This window comes from Pseudanabaena sp. CCNP1317, assembly GCF_034931345.1.
Taxonomy (GTDB): Bacteria; Cyanobacteriota; Cyanobacteriia; order Pseudanabaenales; family Pseudanabaenaceae; genus Pseudanabaena; species Pseudanabaena galeata.
This window is the reverse complement of the sequence record NZ_JAYGIF010000096.1, coordinates 25722-46080: the sequence shown is the minus strand read 5'-3', so window position 1 is coordinate 46080 and position 20359 is coordinate 25722. Positions and strand designations below refer to the sequence as shown.

General features: G+C 41.6%; 14 protein-coding genes. 7 read left to right on the top strand and 7 right to left on the bottom strand.

The window, feature by feature from the left end:
- Positions 1-196: 196 nt before the first annotated feature.
- The 6 genes from VB775_RS16510 to larC (VB775_RS16485) all read left to right on the top strand — a co-directional run bounded on the left by VB775_RS16510 (position 197) and on the right by larC (VB775_RS16485) (position 6349).
- Entirely contained in the window at positions 197-880 is a 684-nt protein-coding gene (locus VB775_RS16510) for a tetratricopeptide repeat protein (protein ID WP_281005404.1), read from the top strand.
- Between the two features lie 297 nt (positions 881-1177).
- On the top strand, positions 1178-2356 hold the full coding sequence (locus VB775_RS16505) for a DnaJ domain-containing protein (protein ID WP_281005405.1): 1179 nt from the start codon (positions 1178-1180) through the stop codon (positions 2354-2356).
- Between the two features lie 41 nt (positions 2357-2397).
- The gene (queG, locus tag VB775_RS16500; RefSeq protein ID WP_281005406.1) at positions 2398-3333 is read left to right on the top strand and encodes a tRNA epoxyqueuosine(34) reductase QueG; all 936 of its coding nucleotides are present in this window, start codon (positions 2398-2400) and stop codon (positions 3331-3333) included.
- Positions 3334-3712: 379 nt separating this feature from the next.
- Positions 3713-4810, top strand: coding sequence for a pentapeptide repeat-containing protein (locus VB775_RS16495; RefSeq protein ID WP_281005407.1), 1098 nt, complete (start codon positions 3713-3715; stop codon positions 4808-4810).
- Positions 4811-4958: 148 nt separating this feature from the next.
- Positions 4959-5834, top strand: a complete 876-nt coding sequence (gene larC, locus VB775_RS16490) for a nickel pincer cofactor biosynthesis protein LarC (RefSeq protein ID WP_281005408.1) — start codon at positions 4959-4961, stop codon at positions 5832-5834.
- 14 nt (positions 5835-5848) lie between these two features.
- Positions 5849-6349, top strand: coding sequence for a nickel insertion protein (larC, locus tag VB775_RS16485; protein ID WP_281005409.1), 501 nt, complete (start codon positions 5849-5851; stop codon positions 6347-6349).
- A 241-nt stretch (positions 6350-6590) separates the two neighbouring features.
- Here the strand turns inward: larC (VB775_RS16485) and VB775_RS16480 are convergent, their stop codons facing one another.
- The 5 genes from VB775_RS16480 to VB775_RS16460 all read right to left on the bottom strand — a co-directional run bounded on the left by VB775_RS16480 (position 6591) and on the right by VB775_RS16460 (position 13480).
- Positions 6591-7349, bottom strand: coding sequence for a Uma2 family endonuclease (locus VB775_RS16480; protein WP_281005410.1), 759 nt, complete (start codon positions 7347-7349; stop codon positions 6591-6593).
- A 153-nt stretch (positions 7350-7502) separates the two neighbouring features.
- Positions 7503-7952: a gas vesicle protein GvpJ gene (gene gvpJ, locus VB775_RS16475; RefSeq protein WP_281005411.1), complete on the bottom strand. Its 450-nt coding sequence runs from the start codon at positions 7950-7952 to the stop codon at positions 7503-7505.
- Positions 7953-8245: 293 nt separating this feature from the next.
- Positions 8246-8863, bottom strand: coding sequence for an ABC transporter ATP-binding protein (locus VB775_RS16470; protein ID WP_281005412.1), 618 nt, complete (start codon positions 8861-8863; stop codon positions 8246-8248).
- A 252-nt stretch (positions 8864-9115) separates the two neighbouring features.
- Entirely contained in the window at positions 9116-11590 is a 2475-nt protein-coding gene (locus tag VB775_RS16465; RefSeq protein WP_281005413.1) for a response regulator, read from the bottom strand.
- A gap of 420 nt (positions 11591-12010) precedes the next feature.
- Positions 12011-13480 (bottom strand): TldD/PmbA family protein, encoded by a 1470-nt coding sequence (locus tag VB775_RS16460; protein ID WP_281005414.1) that lies wholly within the window; start codon positions 13478-13480, stop codon positions 12011-12013.
- A 959-nt stretch (positions 13481-14439) separates the two neighbouring features.
- Here VB775_RS16460 and VB775_RS16455 point away from each other — a divergent pair.
- Positions 14440-18231 (top strand): PAS domain-containing protein, encoded by a 3792-nt coding sequence (locus VB775_RS16455; protein ID WP_281005415.1) that lies wholly within the window; start codon positions 14440-14442, stop codon positions 18229-18231.
- A 31-nt stretch (positions 18232-18262) separates the two neighbouring features.
- On the opposite strand, the gene VB775_RS16450 is transcribed toward VB775_RS16455, so the two are convergent.
- Together VB775_RS16450 and VB775_RS16445 are read right to left on the bottom strand one after the other, a co-directional pair.
- Positions 18263-20032, bottom strand: coding sequence for an ABC transporter ATP-binding protein (locus VB775_RS16450; RefSeq protein WP_281005416.1), 1770 nt, complete (start codon positions 20030-20032; stop codon positions 18263-18265).
- Between the two features lie 117 nt (positions 20033-20149).
- Positions 20150-20347 (bottom strand): hypothetical protein, encoded by a 198-nt coding sequence (locus tag VB775_RS16445; protein WP_281005417.1) that lies wholly within the window; start codon positions 20345-20347, stop codon positions 20150-20152.
- Positions 20348-20359: the final 12 nt, after the last annotated feature.

Below are 20359 nucleotides of genomic sequence, written 5' to 3'. Positions count from 1 at the left end.
CCTAAATCCTAAGAAAAATAAATGAAGGCGGCGCGAAGCGCCGCCTTCATTTATTTTTCTTGCATAGTTAGAAACAACAAAATCAGTTTCATAATTAGAATTGCCACTTTTTTGTATAACCAACAGGAAATTTCTCTTGAAACGATCGCCAACACTCTTGATCTGCTTGAATTTGTGCGTAGTACTCACAAACATCATGTCAGTATTACCTGCGATCGCGGTTAATACCAAAGCAAATTTATCGCAGACTCTCAAAACCACCCCAGCCAACAAACGCGCTGCTGATGAATATCGTCAGCAGGGGCTTGCCTATCGTCAGCAGGAACGTTTTGATGAAGCGATCGCCGCTTTGCAAAAATCAGTCACCCTCGATCCTCAAAATCTGGATGGGCGCATTATCCTTGGCTGGACACAACACCTTGCCAAAAAATATGATGATGCTGCTACTTCACTGTGGGAAGCAATTTATTTATCACCAACATCACAGCAAGCTTTTAATGCGATCGGCATTGTTTATTTAGTGCGTGGCGATTTACCGCAATCTATAATCCTGCATAGTTGGGCGGCGATGCTCAAAGCTGACAACGAAATCGCCCATTACAATCTCAGCTTGGCTTATCAACGCTTACAGCAATATGATCTAGCGATCGCCTATGCCCAAAGAGCAATTCAACTAGAACCAAATAATCCCCATCCCTTTGTAGCTAGTGCGATCGCCCAATGGACATCTGGTGATCAAACTATGGCAAAAAAAACTTTTAGAGAGGCGATCGGTGTTGATTCTCGATATCGTAGTCCTGAATTTTTAAACTTTCTTAACGAAGCAGGTTTTAGTAATGAGCAAATTCAAACCGCAAAACAAGTTTTAGCCAGCTTATAAGTACCTGTGCAGAATAAATTACCCAAACCCGTGTAAAGTTGCGCCCCTGCGGGGCGCAACTTTACGGGTTTGGGTTTGTAATTAATTATGCTCATCTACTTAGTTTGCTTTATCCAAAAGATTAGGAGCGAATCAACCTTGTGTACTTTAATCTATAGAAAATATGTGATTATTGCGATAGTACCTGTACTACTAATGGGTAAGCTATTATTACTTATCTAGTTTAGAATCTTTTAAAATCTGAAAGATCTTGTTTGGAAAGATCTTGTTTGGGTAGAGCAACGCAGAGGATAGATAGTGGAAACCCCAAGAACATTTCGTATAGATCGCGGCATCGGTCAATATGACTTTAATGATTACTATGCTGTGTTGGGCTTACCATTAACAGCAGAGTCTTCCCTTGTACGTAGACGATACCTTCTAATTGCCAAATGTCTACATCCTGATATTCATGGGCGATCGCATTCTGAAAAGCAAATAGCTACCCAATATCTATCCAAATTAGTTAATCCTGCCTACAATGTCCTGTCTCAAGAGCGAGAACGGACAGAATATTCGGCAATTCTTAAACTGCTGGGCAAACGCTTAATGAAGCGTAATCAAAAATTTTTACCACAGTCAGATATTGCCCAAAAATACTTGGTTTCCTCAAAGGAAGTTAATTATGAGCAAACAATTCATGAAATAGCCAAACAACAGTATCAAGATCTAGGCAAAGCTTTAGAACACATTGGCTTATTAAGTGAACTAAATTTAGTGCATATCCTGCTACAAGAGGGGTACAAACATGCACCAAGTAACCCAACTGTAAGTTCTAGCAATGCCTATACATCGCCAGCAAAGCCTACTAGCAGCGATGACACCCGCATTCAAAATAATACATCTGTTAATAGAGCAAGTTCAACAAGTTCTACTAGTAACGCGGGCGTTAATAACACAGGAACTAATAGAACAGGCTCAGCTTATTCCAATAGTGCGGGCAGTTATCAAATGCGGAGCGAGTCTCAAGCACCATTGCGTAACAACAGCAGCACATCTAACACTGCGGCTAATGCAGCAAAAAACACCAATCAAACTACCAATAACAACCAAGCGAGCAATAAAAATAATGCTGCTGATGGTTCACTTAATCAATATATTCGTCAAGCGGAAAACTTTATCAATCAAAAGTTATGGGCTTCAGCTTTAAAGGAACTGCGGAGTGCTATCCAAATAGATTGTAACAATAGCAAATGTCATGCTTTGTTGGGATTTGTCTACATGAATCAAAAGTTATCAGGCATGGCTAAAGTCAGCTTTCAGCAAGCCTTAAAACTAAATCCTGATGAATCAATAGCTAGGCAATATATTGAGCAAGTAAGTGGTAATAATGCTAGTGGTACTAATGCCAGTGGTAATAATAACCAGACAAAAACAGACCCTAAAGCCAAGAATGACAAAAAAGGTGGATTTTTTGGTTGGTTAGGTGGTGGTTAATAATATAGGCAATGCTTTGCACTGCCTATATTATTGGCATTATGAAAAAATTATCGCAAGCAGAAATTAAAGTAGCGATCCAACAACAGGCGATCGCTCTCGGTTTTAGCAAGGTTGGCATAGCTAAAGCTGAATCGGGCATCGAGGCGGAACGTTTGCAGTCATGGTTAGCCTTAGGATATCAAGCGGATATGGACTGGATGACCAATCCTAAACGGCAAGATATCTCACAGGTAATGACAGGAGTAAAGTCAGTTATTTGTGTGGCTTTAAATTACTACACCCCTCATCAGCATTCTAGCGATCGCAATGTTGGTAAAATTTCCCGCTACGGTTGGGGGCGTGACTACCACAAGGTTTTAACCAAGAAGCTCAAAGCTTTGGCAACTTGGTTAAATACTCAAGGGGAAAATATTCAAACTCGTTATTATGTGGATACTGGCCCAATTGCGGAAAAAGCCTTTGCTCAGAGATCAGGGATTGGTTGGATTGGCAAGCATAGCAATGTGATTACGCGGGACTATGGTTCTTGGTTATTTTTGGGAGAAGTGTTAACTAATTTAGAATTAGAACCCGATCGCCCACATACTGATCATTGTGGTACTTGTACTCGCTGCATTGATGCCTGCCCGACGGGAGCGATCGCCCAGCCCTTTGTAGTCGATGCCAATCGCTGTATTGCTTTTCATACAATTGAAAACAAAGCTGCACAAATCCCCGATGCGATCGCCACTAATTTACAAAACTGGGTGGCAGGTTGTGATATTTGCCAAGATGTTTGTCCTTGGAATCAGCGATTTGCTCAAGAAACATTGGAGAATGATTTTCAGCCTTTCCCTCACAATATTGATCCTCCGCTAGAAGCCTTAGTAAATATGACTGATCAAGAATGGGATCAACATTTTACAGGCTCAGCTTTGAGAAGAATTAAACGCGATCGCTGGCAACGCAATGCTAAAACAGCGATCGATAATTGATAGCAATGCTTTGCGTTACTAAGTAGATGGGCATAATTAATTACAAACCCAAACCCGTAAAGTTGCGCCCCGCAGGGGCGCAACTTTACGGGTTTGGGTAATTTATTCTGCACAGGTACTTATAAAATTGTGCTCGTGCTGTCTCTCAGCCATTTAGCTTGTATAGATTTATCCAATAAAATCTTAGATTAGAAGTACTAGAATAAATCAAGAACTTAAGTTCTTGTCTAAAAGCTCAACTCTGCTGACATGGACTAAAGCATAATTCTAAACAACCCATTTCAACTGGTTTGATCTTTGAGCCTTGCAATTGTGTGTATGGTGGCGTAAGCCCTGAGTATATCTAAACATCTATTTATTAAATATTCACTAAATCATCTTGGCTGATCTAAAGATTGTTCGACATATTAAAGATGGCGCTGAGCGTTGGAATGCTTGGCGTGAAAAAACTCAGCCTGACGAGATCGATCTGCAAAAGGCTGACTTATCTGGTTTGAAGCTAGGTGGTGCAAATCTGTCTAAAGTAAACTTGAGTAAAGCTAACTTAAGTAAAACAGATTTATCCCAAGCAAATCTATCGGGTTCAAACTTAACTGAGGCAGCCCTTGTAAATGCCAATCTAAAGGGAGCTAACTTGAGTGGTGCAACTCTCAAGCAAGTTAACTTTAGTCAGGCTAATCTTCAAGATGTCAATCTCTCTAATACAGATCTGCGATCGCTAGAACTGAGAGGTATAAATCTTGGCATCGCCAATCTTAGTGGCGCAGATTTACGTGGAGCAAATCTTAGTGATGAGAGCTTCAAAGGGGCAAATCTTAGCGGAGCAAATCTTAGTGGTGCAAATCTCCAAAACACTGACTTTAGTGGCGCAAACTTAAGCAATGTGAACTTAAGTAAAGCCAAACTAAATCGAGCTAAATTAAGGGGAACATTATTAACTCGTGCTAATTTATGCGGAGCATCCCTTGATTTTGCCGATATTAGTATGGCGGGCTGCCTAATGGCGAATTTTAGTGAGGCTATTTTAAACAATGCTATTTTGAACAACGCAAACTTGGGCGGTGCGATTTTAAGTGGAGCGCAACTAGTTGGAGCATCCTTATGTAATACATTTTTGAATGATGCTTCTCTGAGCATGGCTAATTTTACGAAAGCAAATCTCAGTGATGCTGATTTTAGTCAAACCTATATGTACAGGGCTATTTTGTCACAGACAACTTGTATCGAAACAAAATTTCGTCATGCAGAAATGCAGGAAGTGGATCTGAGTATAGCAATTCTTAAAAAAGCAAATTTTGCGATCGCTGACCTACAAAATGCTTATTTAGCTGGTGCTGATTTGAGTGGTGCGATCTTAACTGGAACTAACTTAGAAAAGGCAAATCTAACTAATGCTAATTTAACTGATGTAGTTATTGAAAGTACGATTTGGACAGGTGCAAATCTTCAGGGAGTAATTGGAATTTCTCTGAAATAATACTGTTATAGCAATGTAAGGTTTGCGCTGCTTAGGACATAAAACCAAAAAGGCATTAGGCGGCGCGAAGCGCCGCTTTACGCTTTTTTGGGTTTGAAATGCTAGGATTCAGTTGCAGGTTATTTTTATAAATTCCATAAGGCTTAGCATGGGACTCGTTGCATATTTGGATTGTCCGACAGGAATTGCGGGTGATATGTGTTTAGGTGCGTTGGTGAGTGCAGGTGTACCTTTAGAATATTTACAAGATATTGTTCATCAATTAGGACTCGATCGCGAAGTTAAGTTGTGGACAGAATCCGTTCATCGAGGTGGGATAGCAGCCACAAAAATGCATGTCGAACTACTAAACTATAGCGGCGTGGAACCACCCACCATTGTGGCTGAACAATCTCATTCTCATTCTGATCATGTTCATTCCCATAGCCATGAAGAACATAATCATGATTCCCATAGCCATGAGCATTCCCATAAAGCGCATTCCCATCCAATTCATCGTCACTTACCCGATATTGAGAAAATTATCCGTAATGCTAAATTACCTAAACAGGTTGAAGTTTGGAGCTTAGCAACCTTTAAAGAACTAGCGATCGCGGAAGGAGCAGTACATGGCATTGCACCTGAAGCAGTACATTTTCATGAAGTGGGGGCGATCGATGCGATCGTTGATATTGTCTGTACCTGTGCAGGATTTGCATGGTTAGAAGTTGAAAAAATCTATTGTTCGGCTTTGCCTGCGGGTGGGGGATATGTAAATTGCGATCATGGTAAAATGCCAGTGCCAGCACCTGCCACATTAAAATTGTGGGAAATGCATGGGGTGACTACGTTTGACAATGGTATTAGGAAAGAATTAGTCACACCCACAGGTGCGGCGATCGCTGTAACTCTCAGTGAAAAATTTGGCGAAGTTCCCTTAATGAAAATCAAAAAAGTGGGTTTAGGTGCTGGTACGCAAGATTTAGAAATTCCTAATACTTTGCGGCTATGGATTGGTAAGAGCAAAAAAAAAATCTTGAAGTAAAGGAACTTCGGGCGTTGCCCGATGATCCTTTACTTCAATGGTTTCAAACTGTCGAAACCGTCGCTGTTTTAGAAACTCAAGTCGATGACATGACCGCGCAAGCGATCGCCTATACGATGGAGCAGTTATTAGCAAATGGCGCTCTGGATGTTTATACCCAAGCGATCGGTATGAAGAAATCTCGCAATGGGATACTGATTACGGTTATTTGTCCCTGCGATCGTCAAACCATTTGTGAGCAAATTCTGTTTCAGGAAACCAGTACTCTCGGTATCAGATATCGATTACAGGAGCGTAAAATTCTCTATCGGGAAATTCATAAAGTCGAAACGGAATATGGCAAGGCGCGGGTCAAGATTGCATGGCGCGATGGATTCTGTACGATTCAGCCAGAATATGAGGACTGTGCGAAGCTGGCGCGATCGTATAATATTCCATTAATTCGAGTTCAAGAGATAGTGAAACTCGCAGGAGAGAGGCTTTCAGAGATTTTGCGCGATCGTAAAAATAGCTAACTGATACATGGAAACAGAGACTTGGGCTTGGAGACCAAGCCCCTACCTATCCAAAAAATGTAAGGGTTTGGTCTCCAAACCCTTTTTTAATATAGCAACGCAAGAGATAGATAGGACAAATCAAAACTAAAAAGATGGGTGGCGGCGCTTCGCGCCGCCACCCATCTTTTTGGTTTTATGTCCTAAGCAAAACTTACATTGCTATAGGATATTGAAAGAGCGTAACTAATACCACGATTTCCTAAGGTTCTATCCCTAACTCTCGCAAGCGTTGCTCTAAATATTTAGCTCGTTGTTCAGATTGTTCTGCTTCAGTCAAGATCCAATGACCATTAGCATCATAAAAACGCAACCATAGGCGATTAACTCCTTTATATTCACCTTCCCATAGACCGATTCCCAACTCAATTTCAGGCATCCACACCTTTGGCTCTGTGAGATCTGTTTCTACATAGCGATCGCTTTGTAACATATACACTCGCATCTGATCGGTATAGCGGCTAAATATCACATAGTAAGGAATTCGCAAAATCTTTTCATATACCTCCCATTTGGATGGAGGCTTCTCGGCATTGCCATTTTGATAAATTTGCGCTCTTGGGCGGGATTCACCTAAATCTTCTTTTTCGGTACTGGGTGATAGTAGTTCCACAACGATATGCGGACTAACTCCTTCTTGCCAGATTACATAACTTAGCCGCAGATCTTGATCATCATAGAGTTTGGGTACACCAACCACGCCAAACCAATCGGGGCGCTTATACCAATTTTGGTGATGGACATCGTAATAAAGATTGAGATCACTGGCGCTAAATATGCGATCGCTCTTGTAATTCGCAGGGCGAAATGTGAGCCATAAAAGCTCAGACTGAAAACTATGAAATTGATCCACCCCATTCTCCTCATGATTTTCGCTAGGCAAGTCATACATTGTTGGCAATGTCTCTCTAGGAGAAAGTGGTGGATCGCTCTGTTCAGTTGGATACTTGAGTCGATACATAAGTTACCTGCTAACTCGTTCTAATTATGGATCATACCAAAGAGTTAAGGAGTTTCTGCTGTCACTATCAAGACCCAAGAAGAGAAAAGCGTCGCGAAGCGCCGCTTTTCTCTTCTTGGGTTTTATGTCCTAATATGCTTGGCGACAGCTATGTTATGAAGTGCGATCGCCTGAAGTCAGTAATAATTTTAACTTGAGGTCAATTAAATTAATATCAGCCAAGCCTATTTGCACATCACCTTCTAAAACGATTCCTGTACTGATTAAGCGATCGAGCAATTCCAAAATTGATGATTCACTTGATGATTTGTCGGGATAGTATGCACCGCGTCTAGGTAGAAGTTTGCCGAATTCACCTAAATCAAGATTCAGGTCTTCAGGATCAATATCGAGAACTTCGCAAAGATTAAAAATCTGCTGCTCTAAGGCTTGCAAACTATCGGCGGCTTTCTCGATTTCGGATTCAGTTAACTTTTCAGCATCCATCCGTCGAATTACTTGGGCTTCCATTAACTGACGCAACAGTTCTACTAATGTGAGAATTAGTGGCGCTAGTCCAGATTTTTTGGGCTTGACAATTAAACTGTCATTACTATCAGTCATTAGAGAATTCCACAGGCTTCTTGGCGTAGTTTATACCAAATTAAGAAATGGCTACGCCATTTCTTAATTTAACGCCAGTTCGACGAAAGCAGAAAATGGTAAGAATCGCTAAGCGATTCTTACCATTTTCTGCCATTTGCGGCGTGCTTCGCACGCCGCAAATGGCTATATCGAACTCACGTTAATTTAAAAACCTTTACTAGGTCTGGTTTTTGATTCACAAAAGTGTTTTCAAACTTTCGAGAATTTTTGTTAGAACAGGTTGCAGCGCTTCGCGTTGCAACCTGCTCTTTTTATATCTTGCCATGGGAAATAGTCCAAGTTTGATCCGCCATTGAGTCAAGCTCTTCAGGATCATGGGTAACAACGAGAATTGTCCAATTTTTTTTAAGTTCTTGCAGGATGCCTAGGATTTGCTTACGCATTGACCAGTCTAAGCCTGCGGTAGGCTCATCAAGCAATAACAGGCTGGGTTGACGAATTAACTGCACCGCAAGCGCTAACCGTCTCTGTTGACCACCACTAAGGGACTGTGGCGAAGTGCTAGGACTGAGATAACTTAAGCCCACAGAACTTAATGCTCCTTGGATGCGATCGCCATCTAGATCAATATGCCCCAATCTTAATTCTTCTAAAATCGTACTTCCACAAAAATGACGCTCAGGAAACTGAAATACTAATCCACATATTTGCTGCAAGTGGTCAGGCAGTAATTCTTGAGAGTGCCAATAAATGCTGCCACTAGTCCAATCGACAAATCCTGCCAAAATTTCCAGCAAGGTACTTTTGCCAGAACCACTGGGCCCCACCATCAAGCCCAATTGCCGATCCTGCAACTCAAAAGATATATTTTGAAGAATTGCTTCAGGGGTAGCAGGTGGGTGATAGCAAAGATTGCGGATAGAAAGCATAAAAAAAATGAAGGTTAGAATGGCTAAGCCATTCTAACCTTCATTTTTAAAAAGAAGAAATGGCAGCGCTTTGTACTACTACTTCTTTAAATGCTAAGGACTTCGCAACAAAATTCTTTTATGACGAGGTGAAGCCACGTCATAAAAGAAGGGACTTACGAAAAAGAACGCAAAGTAAGGGCAATTCATGAATTGCCCTTACTTTGTAATGCATATTTCAAGTCATTTTTGCGTAATTCCTAAAAAACTGGTTCATAATTTTGCAAGTTCTTGACAAGCAATTTGATATTGCTGCTCAATTTGGGCGAAGAGGTCGGGCAAGCCCACGGAATCTTCACGTTTGCCCTTTAGCTCAACTTCAAGACAGAGTTTTCCTAAAGCCTTAGCCCCCAAAATATTGCTACTTCCTTTCAGGGTGTGAGCGTTATAGCTCACCTCTTGCAGATCATTATTGGCGATCGCCTGTCGCAGGTTTTTTAATAGGACGGGTGCTTCTTCGATCGTGAATAAATTGATCATCCGCCCAATCAACTTAGGATTAATTTGTTGAAGATTTTTAATGGCGGCTGGATCGATCACTGAAGAACTCATATCCTTAGCAACTGTATTGATTGCATCCGCCTCATTAATTTGCTCACCCACAGCCCATTTCTCGATTGTCCGTTGCAGTGAATCCATCATGATTGGCTTGCTGATGTAATCATCCATCCCAGCGCGTAAGCACATTTCGCGATCGCCCTGCATCGCACTAGCAGTCATGGCAATAATCGTAGGACGTTCATAACCCGTGTGGAGATCATGCCAATGATTAACCAGATGAGATGCGGTTTCTAATCCATCCATTTCTGGCATCTGCACATCTAGCAATAACAAATCATAACGGTTTACCTGTAAAGCTTCTAATACTGCCAAGCCATTATCGACGACATCGGGCTGATAGCCCATCTTAATCAGCATCGCCATCGCCAGTTCTTGATTAATTAAATTATCTTCCGCAATCAAAATTTTTAATGGCACGCGATCGCCTAACCGACTACCAGTACTAATACTCTTATTCATCGCATCTTGCAGAGTATAGCTTGGTCGTTCCTTAGCAATTTGGGTGGTGATGGTAAAGGAAAAAGTCGAACCTTGATTAGTCTTGCTTTCGACTTGAATTTTACCTCCCATAGTCTCTACTAAATTCTTACAGATCACTAGTCCTAGCCCAGTACCGCCATATTTACGGGCGGTCGTCGCCGTTGCTTGCGAAAAAGGCTGAAATAGTCGCTGTCTCTGTTCATCGGTAATGCCAATCCCCGTATCAGTTACCGAAAATAGTAATTGAAAGGGCTGATCGGGGTTAGGAACTTGATCAGAGGCTAAGCGCACCCCAATTCGTACTGAACCTGTATCTGTAAATTTGAGGGCATTAGAAACCAGATTCAATAGAATTTGTCGCAGTCTGGTCACGTCTCCTACGATAAAGGGAGGGACATAGGTATGCATACTAACTTCAAACTTCAGACTCTTTTCCTTGGCTTTCGATAACTGCACATCATAGATATCGCGTACCAAAGCTCTGACATCTAGGGCTACACTTTCTAATTCCAATTTGCCAGATTCAATTTTCGAGAAATCCAAAATATCATTGATTACTGAAAGTAGCATTTCCCCGCTGACTTGGATCGTCCGTACAAATTTATTCTGTTCGTTGTTGAGATCAGTCCCTGCTAGGAGTTGGGTCATACCGATCACCCCATTGATCGGTGTCCGAATTTCATGGCTCATCATCGCCAGAAAAGCAGCCTTAGTGCGAACTGCTTCTTCAGCCTCATCTTTGGCTTTACGCAGATCTTCCATTAATTGCATCTGTAGTAGATCTGCTTGTTTTTTGGCGGTGATATCACGAAAGCACCAAATCAAGCCAAAGAATTTATTTTGCTCAGAACTGACAGGGCTAGTGTAGTAATCAAATACGCGATCGCCATAAATAATTTCACCATGTCTGACCACATCAGGATCATCGTAAGTAGTCTCTATCAAATTTATTAATACTTCAGGAAGATCGGATTTAATAAAAAATGTCCCCAGAGGCGATCCATTATGAAACTCAGGCTCCAGCCCATCACCCATAAATAAGTTATGGGGAATATTCCACATTTCGCAAAACCGACGGTTAAAACTAACAATGCGTCCTTGTTCATCAACGGCAAGAATTCCATCGATCACCGCCTCTTTTTGAGCATGGAGTAGGAGGTTAGTCCGTTGAAGATCCTTGAGCATCCCAACTCTGTCAAATACCGCGTGAGAGAGTTCTTGATTCTTTTGGGCTAGGTGTATTTGCAGATGCCGCAATGACAAATGTAAATGCACACGCGCAAATAGTTCAGCAAGCTGAGACAGTTTGACGACAATAAAATCTGAACCACCGCTTTCAAAAGCTTGAAGCTTTGCGGCGATATCATCATGGATGCTCGTAAAAATGATTGGAATATTTTCGGTGATTGTGTCAGCCTTGAGAATGCGAGCCACTTCATAGCCACTTATTTGTGGCAAGAATATATTCAACAGGATCAAGTCTGGAGGATGGGATTGCACATATAGCAACGCATCGCTGCTATCTCCAGCCGTTTTGACGATATAGCCATGTTTTTTTAGAGCCGATGCTAGCTCATGGCGGATATCTGGATCATTGTCAACCACAAGTATCTTTGACTGAGAAACATCGATCGCATTTGCTTGCACGACTTGATCACCTTTTGATCATTTTAGTAGAAAGCTTACAGTGCTTTGTGCTGAAGTAAAACCTAGATTTTTATTAAAACTCATGTTACGTGGAAGATTGTAAAGCCCTCACCCCTAGCCCCTCTCCCGCAGGAGAGGGGAACAAGAAAATATGGGTTTTGATCCCCTTCTCCTGCGGGAGAAGGGGTTGGGGGATGAGGGTTCCACGTAACGTCATTTAAAAGTCTTACTTTATACCAGATCAAGAAAGTGTTGTCACACTTTCTTGATCTGGTATTACGGCTCTTTTATATAGCAATTTTCAAACAAGCGAGGTACAAAGGTTTGTTTCCCCGCCGAAGGCGGGGAAACAAACTAGACTAAACGCTACCTAAAGGCAAAGGCAAAAAGGCAACGCTCTGCGTCACCTTTTTTGCGAGATTAGCGTCCCCCGACGGTAATTGCATCAACCTTAATATGAGGTTGTCCAACCGTGACATAGACACTGCCACTGACAGAGCCACAGAAACCTGCGGCAAGTTCTAGATCGCGAGAACTCATCGAGATTTCTTGCATGATTTCTTTAGCATCCCCAATCAAAGTGGCTCCTTTGAGGGGTTTGGTAATTTTGCCATTTTCGATCAGGTAAGCCTCGTCAACAGCAAAGTTAAACTGACCAGTCGGCAAAACGCTACCGCCACCCATTTTTTTGCAATAAATGCCTTTATCTACAGAGGCAAAGAGATCGTCTAAGGAAAAATCACCTGCATCAATATAGGTGTTTCGCATCCGACTTGCCGCCGCATAGGCGTAACTTTGGCGACGACCGCTACCTGTGCGCGGATGCCCAGTGCGTAACTCACCAGCGCGATCGCTGATAAAGTTTTTCAAAATTCCATTCTCAATCAAGAGGGTGCGCTGAGTGGGCATTCCTTCATCATCCATATCGATGGTTCCAAAAGCTTCTTCGGAGCGTCCTTCATCCCAAGCCGTGAGGTTTTCATGGGCAATTTTCTTACCTTTCATCTCAGCAAAAGGCGTTGTTTTGGCTTCGATGCCCGTCGTTTCTAGCAAATGTCCACAGGCTTCATGGAAAATCACGCCACCAAACTGATTTGCCATGATAATCGGATAGGAACCAGATTCCACATAATCAGCATAGAGCATTTGCCCTGCGGCTTCGACGATTTCATCGACGACAGGTTCATAGTTCCAATTGCGAAGGTAGCTGGGGTCGCTCGTACCACCAACTCGCTTACCAATAGATGAACGATTTGCACCATCCGCACAGAGTAAGTTAGAACCTATCGACTGAGTAAGGCGAATATCTCTGGCGAATGTACCATCACTAGCGGCTACTAAAACTTCTTGCCAATCACGGAAATACCCCGATCGCCTTGATTGGATATGTTTTCCTTTTTGGGCTAACAGTGCATTGGCTCCAAGCAGGATATCACCCATTTCTCGCATGGGACTACATTGCGCGATCCATGATTCTTTCTCTTTTTTAGTGGCATAGTCACGGAATAGCTCTAAATGAATAGAAGGAATAATCGATTTTTGAGAAGGAAGCTGTAGTCCTAGGATGGACAGAGCGCGTTCGAGGGCTGATTTTAGTCCTAGAAAAGTCAAATCATTGGTGCTGACATAACAATCGGCTTTGCCCTTAAAAGCACGAATCCCTGCGCCTGTAGACAGTCTTGGCGAGATACTTGTAATCGTGTCATCTTCTGCAAGACAGCTAATGTAATTATTACGCTCTAAGAAAAACTCTACAAAATCCGCACCTGCGGCGCGTCCAAGTCCCAACAGAATCGCCAGTGGGGCTTCCCATGTTTCGTCAAAGCGATCGCTAACGGTTGCATATTGCAGATTTGCTAGCTCTTTTGTCTGAATCAGGTTACCGATCATGATATTTAACAGTTAATTAATTATTTCTTCTGCAAGTGTAACAAATCAAGAAATGCTCTCAGTGAATGCTATCGCAAGGACAGAGATAATTAGGAAAAATCGAAACTCAAATTAATTAAGGCGGCGCTTTGCGCCACCTTAATTAATTTGAGTTTTATATTCTCGGCAAAATTTACATTGCTCAAAAGTTAGCTATAGCAATCCTAAATGGTTTGTGGAAGGACACCCCGATGGGGTGTCCTTCCACAAACCAAAAAAATCCACAAATGATATAGGACTGCTATATACAGCAACTATCGATCTAACGAACCACAATAAAATTTTTGAAAGTGTTACAAAGCAACACTTTCAAAAATTTTATTGGTTTGGATTTGAGTATAAGGCGCTGTAAAAGTAACAGTTGCACATTTTTGCAACAGGAAGATTGCTACGGTAAAATTATGAAATTTTACTATAAATATTAGCTGTCACAATTTTTTATTATGTTTTAAGGACTACAAGCAATGTAAGTTTTGCTTAGGACATAAAACCCAAAAGATGAGTGGCGGCGCGAAGCGCCGCCACTCATCTTTTGGGTTTTGATTTGTCCTAGCTATCTCTTGCATTGCTATACATGCGATTGGAAAAATCATAGTTTAGAAGCTTTGCTATACTTACCTTGAGACGATTATCATAAATCTTCATTAGTTCTTCCCGATTTTAAGTGGAACGCAGATGATCAATCTATGGCTACTGTTGAGTGATGGCAAGCACGGGGGCTTGTCCCTACCTAAACATTGGATGTCATTTCGTAGTGCTGTCTCACCTGCCAGTACTAGGTTTTACTATCACCATAATCTTTGTAAACTATGAACTAACTGGAGTTATGAGTGAATGTCCCTCTAGATTTAGATCCTGACAGATGCGTATCATCAAAGGATGCGAAAATTAGTAGTTTAGTTAACCATTCAAGTATTGAAATGGATAAATTCAGATCAAGGATGCTGATTTGCTCAGAAATTTTGCAAAGTATGCGCCATTATGACAATCAGTGCGATAACGTAGAAAAAATTTTTCAAACAATCACCACAAAGTTACTAAATTTAGTTCAAGCTGTTCATGTTTCTATCTATAAGCTTGATAAATTTGCCGATCGCCATAGTGGAATAGGGATCAGTGGCAAGATTATTGCAGAGGCGATCGCACCACAATGTCAGCCTTGCTCGCAATTTCAGCTTGAGAATATTCTGAGAGAAGAATATCAGTGGGGACAAGATATTACAGGACAAATCCTTGATCTTTATACTGCGGGGATGACTAGGTGTGAGCTTAACTTGGCGGAAGTATTTGTAGGTAAAGCTTATTTACTTGTGCCAATCATATTGTCAGATCGAGAGCCAGAGCATCCATTATGGGGATTTCTGACAGTTCATCAATGTACGGCTAGGGATGGGGAGGCTTTTCAAAGCTCATGGGATCAAGATGATGTGCTGATGCTCCAACAAATAGCCATACAGATCGAGATTATTTTACAACGAGAAAATCGTAGTACCCGTTTGCTAGAGCAGGTAAAAGACGCAGAGCAATCCTACGCGACCTTGTATCGGTGGATGGAGAATTATCGTTGTCTTGTGGAGCAGATCCCTAATGTATGTTATGTCTCACCCATCAAGAACACTCCAGAGTTTGCCTATGTCAGTCCACAATTGCAAACACTTTTAGGTATCGATTCTTCTAAATGGAATGCAGGTTTTTTTAATAGTTGGGCTGAGTATGTGCATCCTGACGATCGCGATCGCGTGCATCAAGCAGTTCGACACACTATAGAGACTGGAGAACCTTTTTGCTGTGAATATCGAATGATTGCTAGTGATGGCAAAATTATATGGCTGCGTGATACTGCTCACCTTGGTTTGGCAACAGATGGGAAAACTAAAGTTTTACGGGGTTCCGCTTTTGATATTAGCGATCGCAAAGAGATTGAACAAGCTTTACGCAAAAGTGAAGCAAGTCTAGCTGAAGCTCAGCAAGTTGCTTCACTTGGTAGTTGGGAATGGAATATCTCAGATGATGAAATTATTTGGTCAAGAGAACTGTTTAATATTTATAAGTACGACCCTGCGATACCAATCCCTAACTTTGAAGAACATCTGCAATTCTATACAATCTCATCTCAGGAAAAATTAAGACAAGCAGTTGATGAAATCATCAATACAGGAAAGTCTTATCATTTAGAGCTAGATTTACAACGACCTGAGGTTTCTGGTCAATACATTGAAGCGATTGGTCATGCAGAATATAATGATCAAGGGCAAGTAGTTAGGCTTTATGGAACTGCTCAAGACATTAGCGATCGCAAACTTGTAGAAGCCAAACTTCTTCAGAATGAAACTTTACTCAAGTTGACGATCTCCAATGTGCCACTGGGGATCGCCACTTTCGACTTGGAAGGTAAATTCTTGATGGTAAACCAAGGCTTCTGTCATACATTTGGATATAGCGAAGCAGAATTACTGAATATGACAGCAATTGAGCTTACTCATCCCAATTCTGTTGAAAAAACATTAAAGGCTCTAAATCGTTTAATTGAGAATGAAGCCACTAGTGGTGAACTTGAGAAACAATATATTCATAAAAATGGTCATGCGATCAGTGTGATTAGTCGATTTGGAATAGTGCGAGATGAAAATGGCAAGCCAATTCAATTTGTAGCAGGGGTAGAAGATGTAACTGAGCGCAAGCAAACTGAAGCCAAATTAGCGGCAGCGCAAGTAGCTGAATTGTCGAACAAAGCAAAAAGTGAATTTCTCGCGGTCATGAGTCATGAACTGCGAACTCCAATGAATACAGTGATTGGGATGACCGAGATTTTAGGGAACACTCTTCTAACGCGGCAACAGCAGCAATATGTCGCTACGATTCGTCAAGGTGGAGAGGTGCTACTATCAGTGATTAATAATATTCTCGATTTTTCACGAATTGAGTCAGGATATTTAGAAATTGAAGAGAGTCCTTTTAAACTTCAACAATGTATTGAGGAAGTGCTAGAACTGATGTCATCGCGCACGGCCGAGAAGTTTCTAGAACTAGTCACATTTGTGAGTCTAGATGTTCCACAACTGTTGCTTGGAGACTATACACGCTTACGTCAAATCCTCGTTAATTTAGTGAGCAATGCTATTAAGTTTACCGAATCTGGGGAAGTTGTCATTACGGTAACTTCACGATTAATCGATTATCAGACCAACACCTATGAATTGCGGTTTGATGTGCGTGACACAGGAATTGGTCTTGCCCCTAAAGCGATCGCCAAACTTTTTAGAGCCTATAGTCAAGCTGACAAATCGATTGCACGGCAATATGGTGGGACTGGGTTGGGACTGGTTATTTGCAAACAACTCTGCGAACTAATGGGTGGTGAAATTGGGGTGAGCAGTAATGTTGGGGAAGGCTCAACTTTCAGTTTCTCTATCAAATCTCGCGCCATCGCCGAGGATACTGATACCACAAATTTGCTCTTGCCAGAACTGATAGGAAAAAGGGTTTTAAGCGTTAACACTAATTCGACACTTCAGCAAGCGATCGCTCTATATACTAAACCATGGGGGATGCGTGTACAGGCTGCTTACTCAGCTACCGAGGCACTTCAATCCCTGACAACATCAAGCTTTGATGTTGTTTTAATTGATCGAAAACTCAAAGAGTCTGATGGTTCTCAAATTGATGGTTTAGAACTCGCCAAAAATATTCAAGAGATTTTTCCTGAGTTAAATTTAATTCTGTTAACTCCTGTAAATATCAACCTCAATGAAAATAACAATATCAAATTAGCTTGCTTTAGAGATTACATCACTAAGCCCATATCGGTATCAAAACTCTTTCAAGCTTTTTCCAATGTTTTTAGTCGCAAAGCCACAACATTTCCCCAATGCATAACTAATGTAGGTTCTCAATCCTTATATACAAGCGATGAGATTTTGAAGGACGAGAATTTTGCTAATTGCTATCCATTTAAAATTTTGGTTGTAGAAGATAATCCTGTCAATCACAAAATCCTACTGTTGATGTTAGAAAGTTTGGGCTACAGAGCAGATTCTGTGGATAATGGGCAGAAGGCTATTAATGCTGTCTCAAATCAAGCCTACGATCTCATTTTTATGGATATCCAAATGCCAATTATGGATGGTTTGACTTCAAGCCAAAGTATCCGTCAGTTGGCAATTCAGCAACCTTGGATTATCGGGCTATCGGCAAATGCTTTCTCAGAATCTCGTGATTCGGCGCTGGGTGCTGGGATGAATGACTATCTGACTAAACCTCTAAAAACCACAAACTTAATAGCAGCTTTACAAAAAATTCCTCAACATCAAAATTTGGTTATTGATCATAGTCAGCCGCCTATTGACTTATCGATCCTCTCCAATCTAGAAGATTCCGTAGGATCACAGAATCTAGATGAGTTAATTACTGTTTATTTAGAACATTCGGCAAAAGAGATCGCCACCATGAAAGCTGCTTTTCAGACTAAAGACTTTGTGAAGATGGAAGCCCACAACCACGCCCTCAAAGGAGGAAGTGCTACCTTTGGAGCCACACAACTTCTTATTTCTTGCCAAGCCCTACAATCTATTTGCAAGATGTTAATCAAGTCGAATGCATATACTGAAGAAGATATCAGTAAAATTGCTATTCTTTTAGAGAATATAGAAGACCAATATAACTATGTATATCAAACTTTCCAAACTAGAGGCTTTAACCCACTAATGTTATGAAAAAGGCGGCCCAAAGGGCTGCCTTTTTTCTTTAAATATGGGTTTGTCCTGTTTGCAGATTCCATAAACCTGCATAAATTCCATTGTTTGCAACTAACTGATCATGGGTTCCAGTTTCTACCACTTTACCTTGATCCATGACATAGATGAGATCGGCATTGCGGATAGTCGATAGACGATGGGCGATCGCGATCGTGGTGCGATTTTTGGTAATCCGATCTAAAGACTTTTGGATCGCTGCTTCCGTTTCATTATCCACTGCCGAAGTTGCTTCATCGAGAATTAAAATCGGTGGATTGCGTAGCACTGCACGGGCGATCGCAATGCGCTGTCTCTGACCTCCTGATAGCTTTTGACCACGCTCGCCGACGATCGTATCGTAACCCTTGGGCAAAATTTCGATAAAGTCATGGGCTTCAGCAATCTTGGCAGCTTCGACAATTTGATCCACGGTTGCATCAAAGGAGCCATAGGCAATGTTTTCTAGAACTGAGCCATGAAATAGAAACACATCTTGGCTCACCCAGCCCATACAAGAACGTAGCGATCGCAGTTCTAAGTCACGAATATCAATGCGATCGAGAAAGATATTCCCTGATTGAATTTCGTATAAACGCAGCAGCAGTTTTACTAAGGTACTTTTGCCCGAACCTGTTGCCCCGACGATGGCAGTAGTTTTATGGGCGGCGATTTCTAAGGATAGATTTTCTACAATTGGGAAGTTTGCGGCATAGCCAAAGGTAACATTTTTTAATTGAATATCGCCAGTGACTACGGAGTTTAGTACCTGTGAGCCTGAGTGAATTGCGATCGGGGTATCGAGCAAATCGAGAATGCGGTTAGTCGAAGCCATCGCTCTTTGATATTGATCGAGGGTTTCGCCTAAGCGCGTGAGCGGCCATAAAAGTCGCTGAATTAAATAAATCATTACGGAGTAATTACCCACCGACAGCCTATTTGCTTGCACTTCCAAGCCACCATAATAAAGAATCGCAATAAATCCCATAAAGATCAGGATTCTGATCAAAGGAACAAATGCGGCACTGTAGGCGATCGCTTTGCGATTACTTTGACGATATTGATTACTTTCCTTCTCAATGCGTTTACGTTCATAGGCTTCTGTGACAAAAGCCTTAATTGTCGTGATTCCGCCGATATTATTCGATAGTTGCCCGTTCAGTAGTCCCACTTTTTCGCGAACTTCTGCATATCGCGGCGCAAGGAATTTCTGAAACCAAATCGAACCCCATAAAATAAATGGCATTGGTGATAGCGCTAACCAAGCCACATTGGGCGTAATCACAAAAAATGCACCACCAATCAACAGAATCGTCGCCGAAACTTGAATTACTTCATTTGCGCCACCGTCAAGAAATCGTTCTAATTGATTAACATCATCACTCAATATCGACATCAATCCCCCCGAACTCCGCTCCTCAAAAAAGGCTAGCTCTAACTCTTGTAAATGCTGATAGGCATCAAGGCGCAAGTCATGCTGAATCGTCTGAGCAAGGTTACGCCACTGAAGCGCATAGGCATACTCAAAAATCGACTCCAAGCCCCAGATCACACCACTAATTGCCGAAAGTACTAGTAACTGCGCTGCTAATCCTTGCACCCCAAAGGGATTTGCCCAAAAGTTCTCTTTTTGCAGTACCAGATCGATCGCCGCACCAATCAGGACTGGCGGAGCCAAATCGAAGAATTTATTTAAAATCGAGCAAGTTGTCGCCATCCAAATTTGTTGGCGATAAGTACGGGCATAGCGAGTCAGTCGGATAAACGGATGAACATTAGTCATGGGATGTAAATTAGTTGCACTGGGCTTACTTTTTAAGATAAGTGATTTTTAGTTAACCAAGTTCAAAATTCCTAAATTTTACTATCATGGCAAATCACCTCAAATGAATCGTGATCGCTAATTTGCGGTATGTATTGGCATAGTTTCACATTCTTCAAACCATTGTTCCCATTTTGCTGACCAGTCAATTTCTGGTTGAATGGGATTTTGGATGGCGTTGATAGCTGGTTCATGTTGCACATATAAGCCTAGTGCCTCGATAATCGCAACATTAAGGGGTTTACCTTTATTTTGGATGAGATTGCTAAAGTTCATCAGGTATTTCAA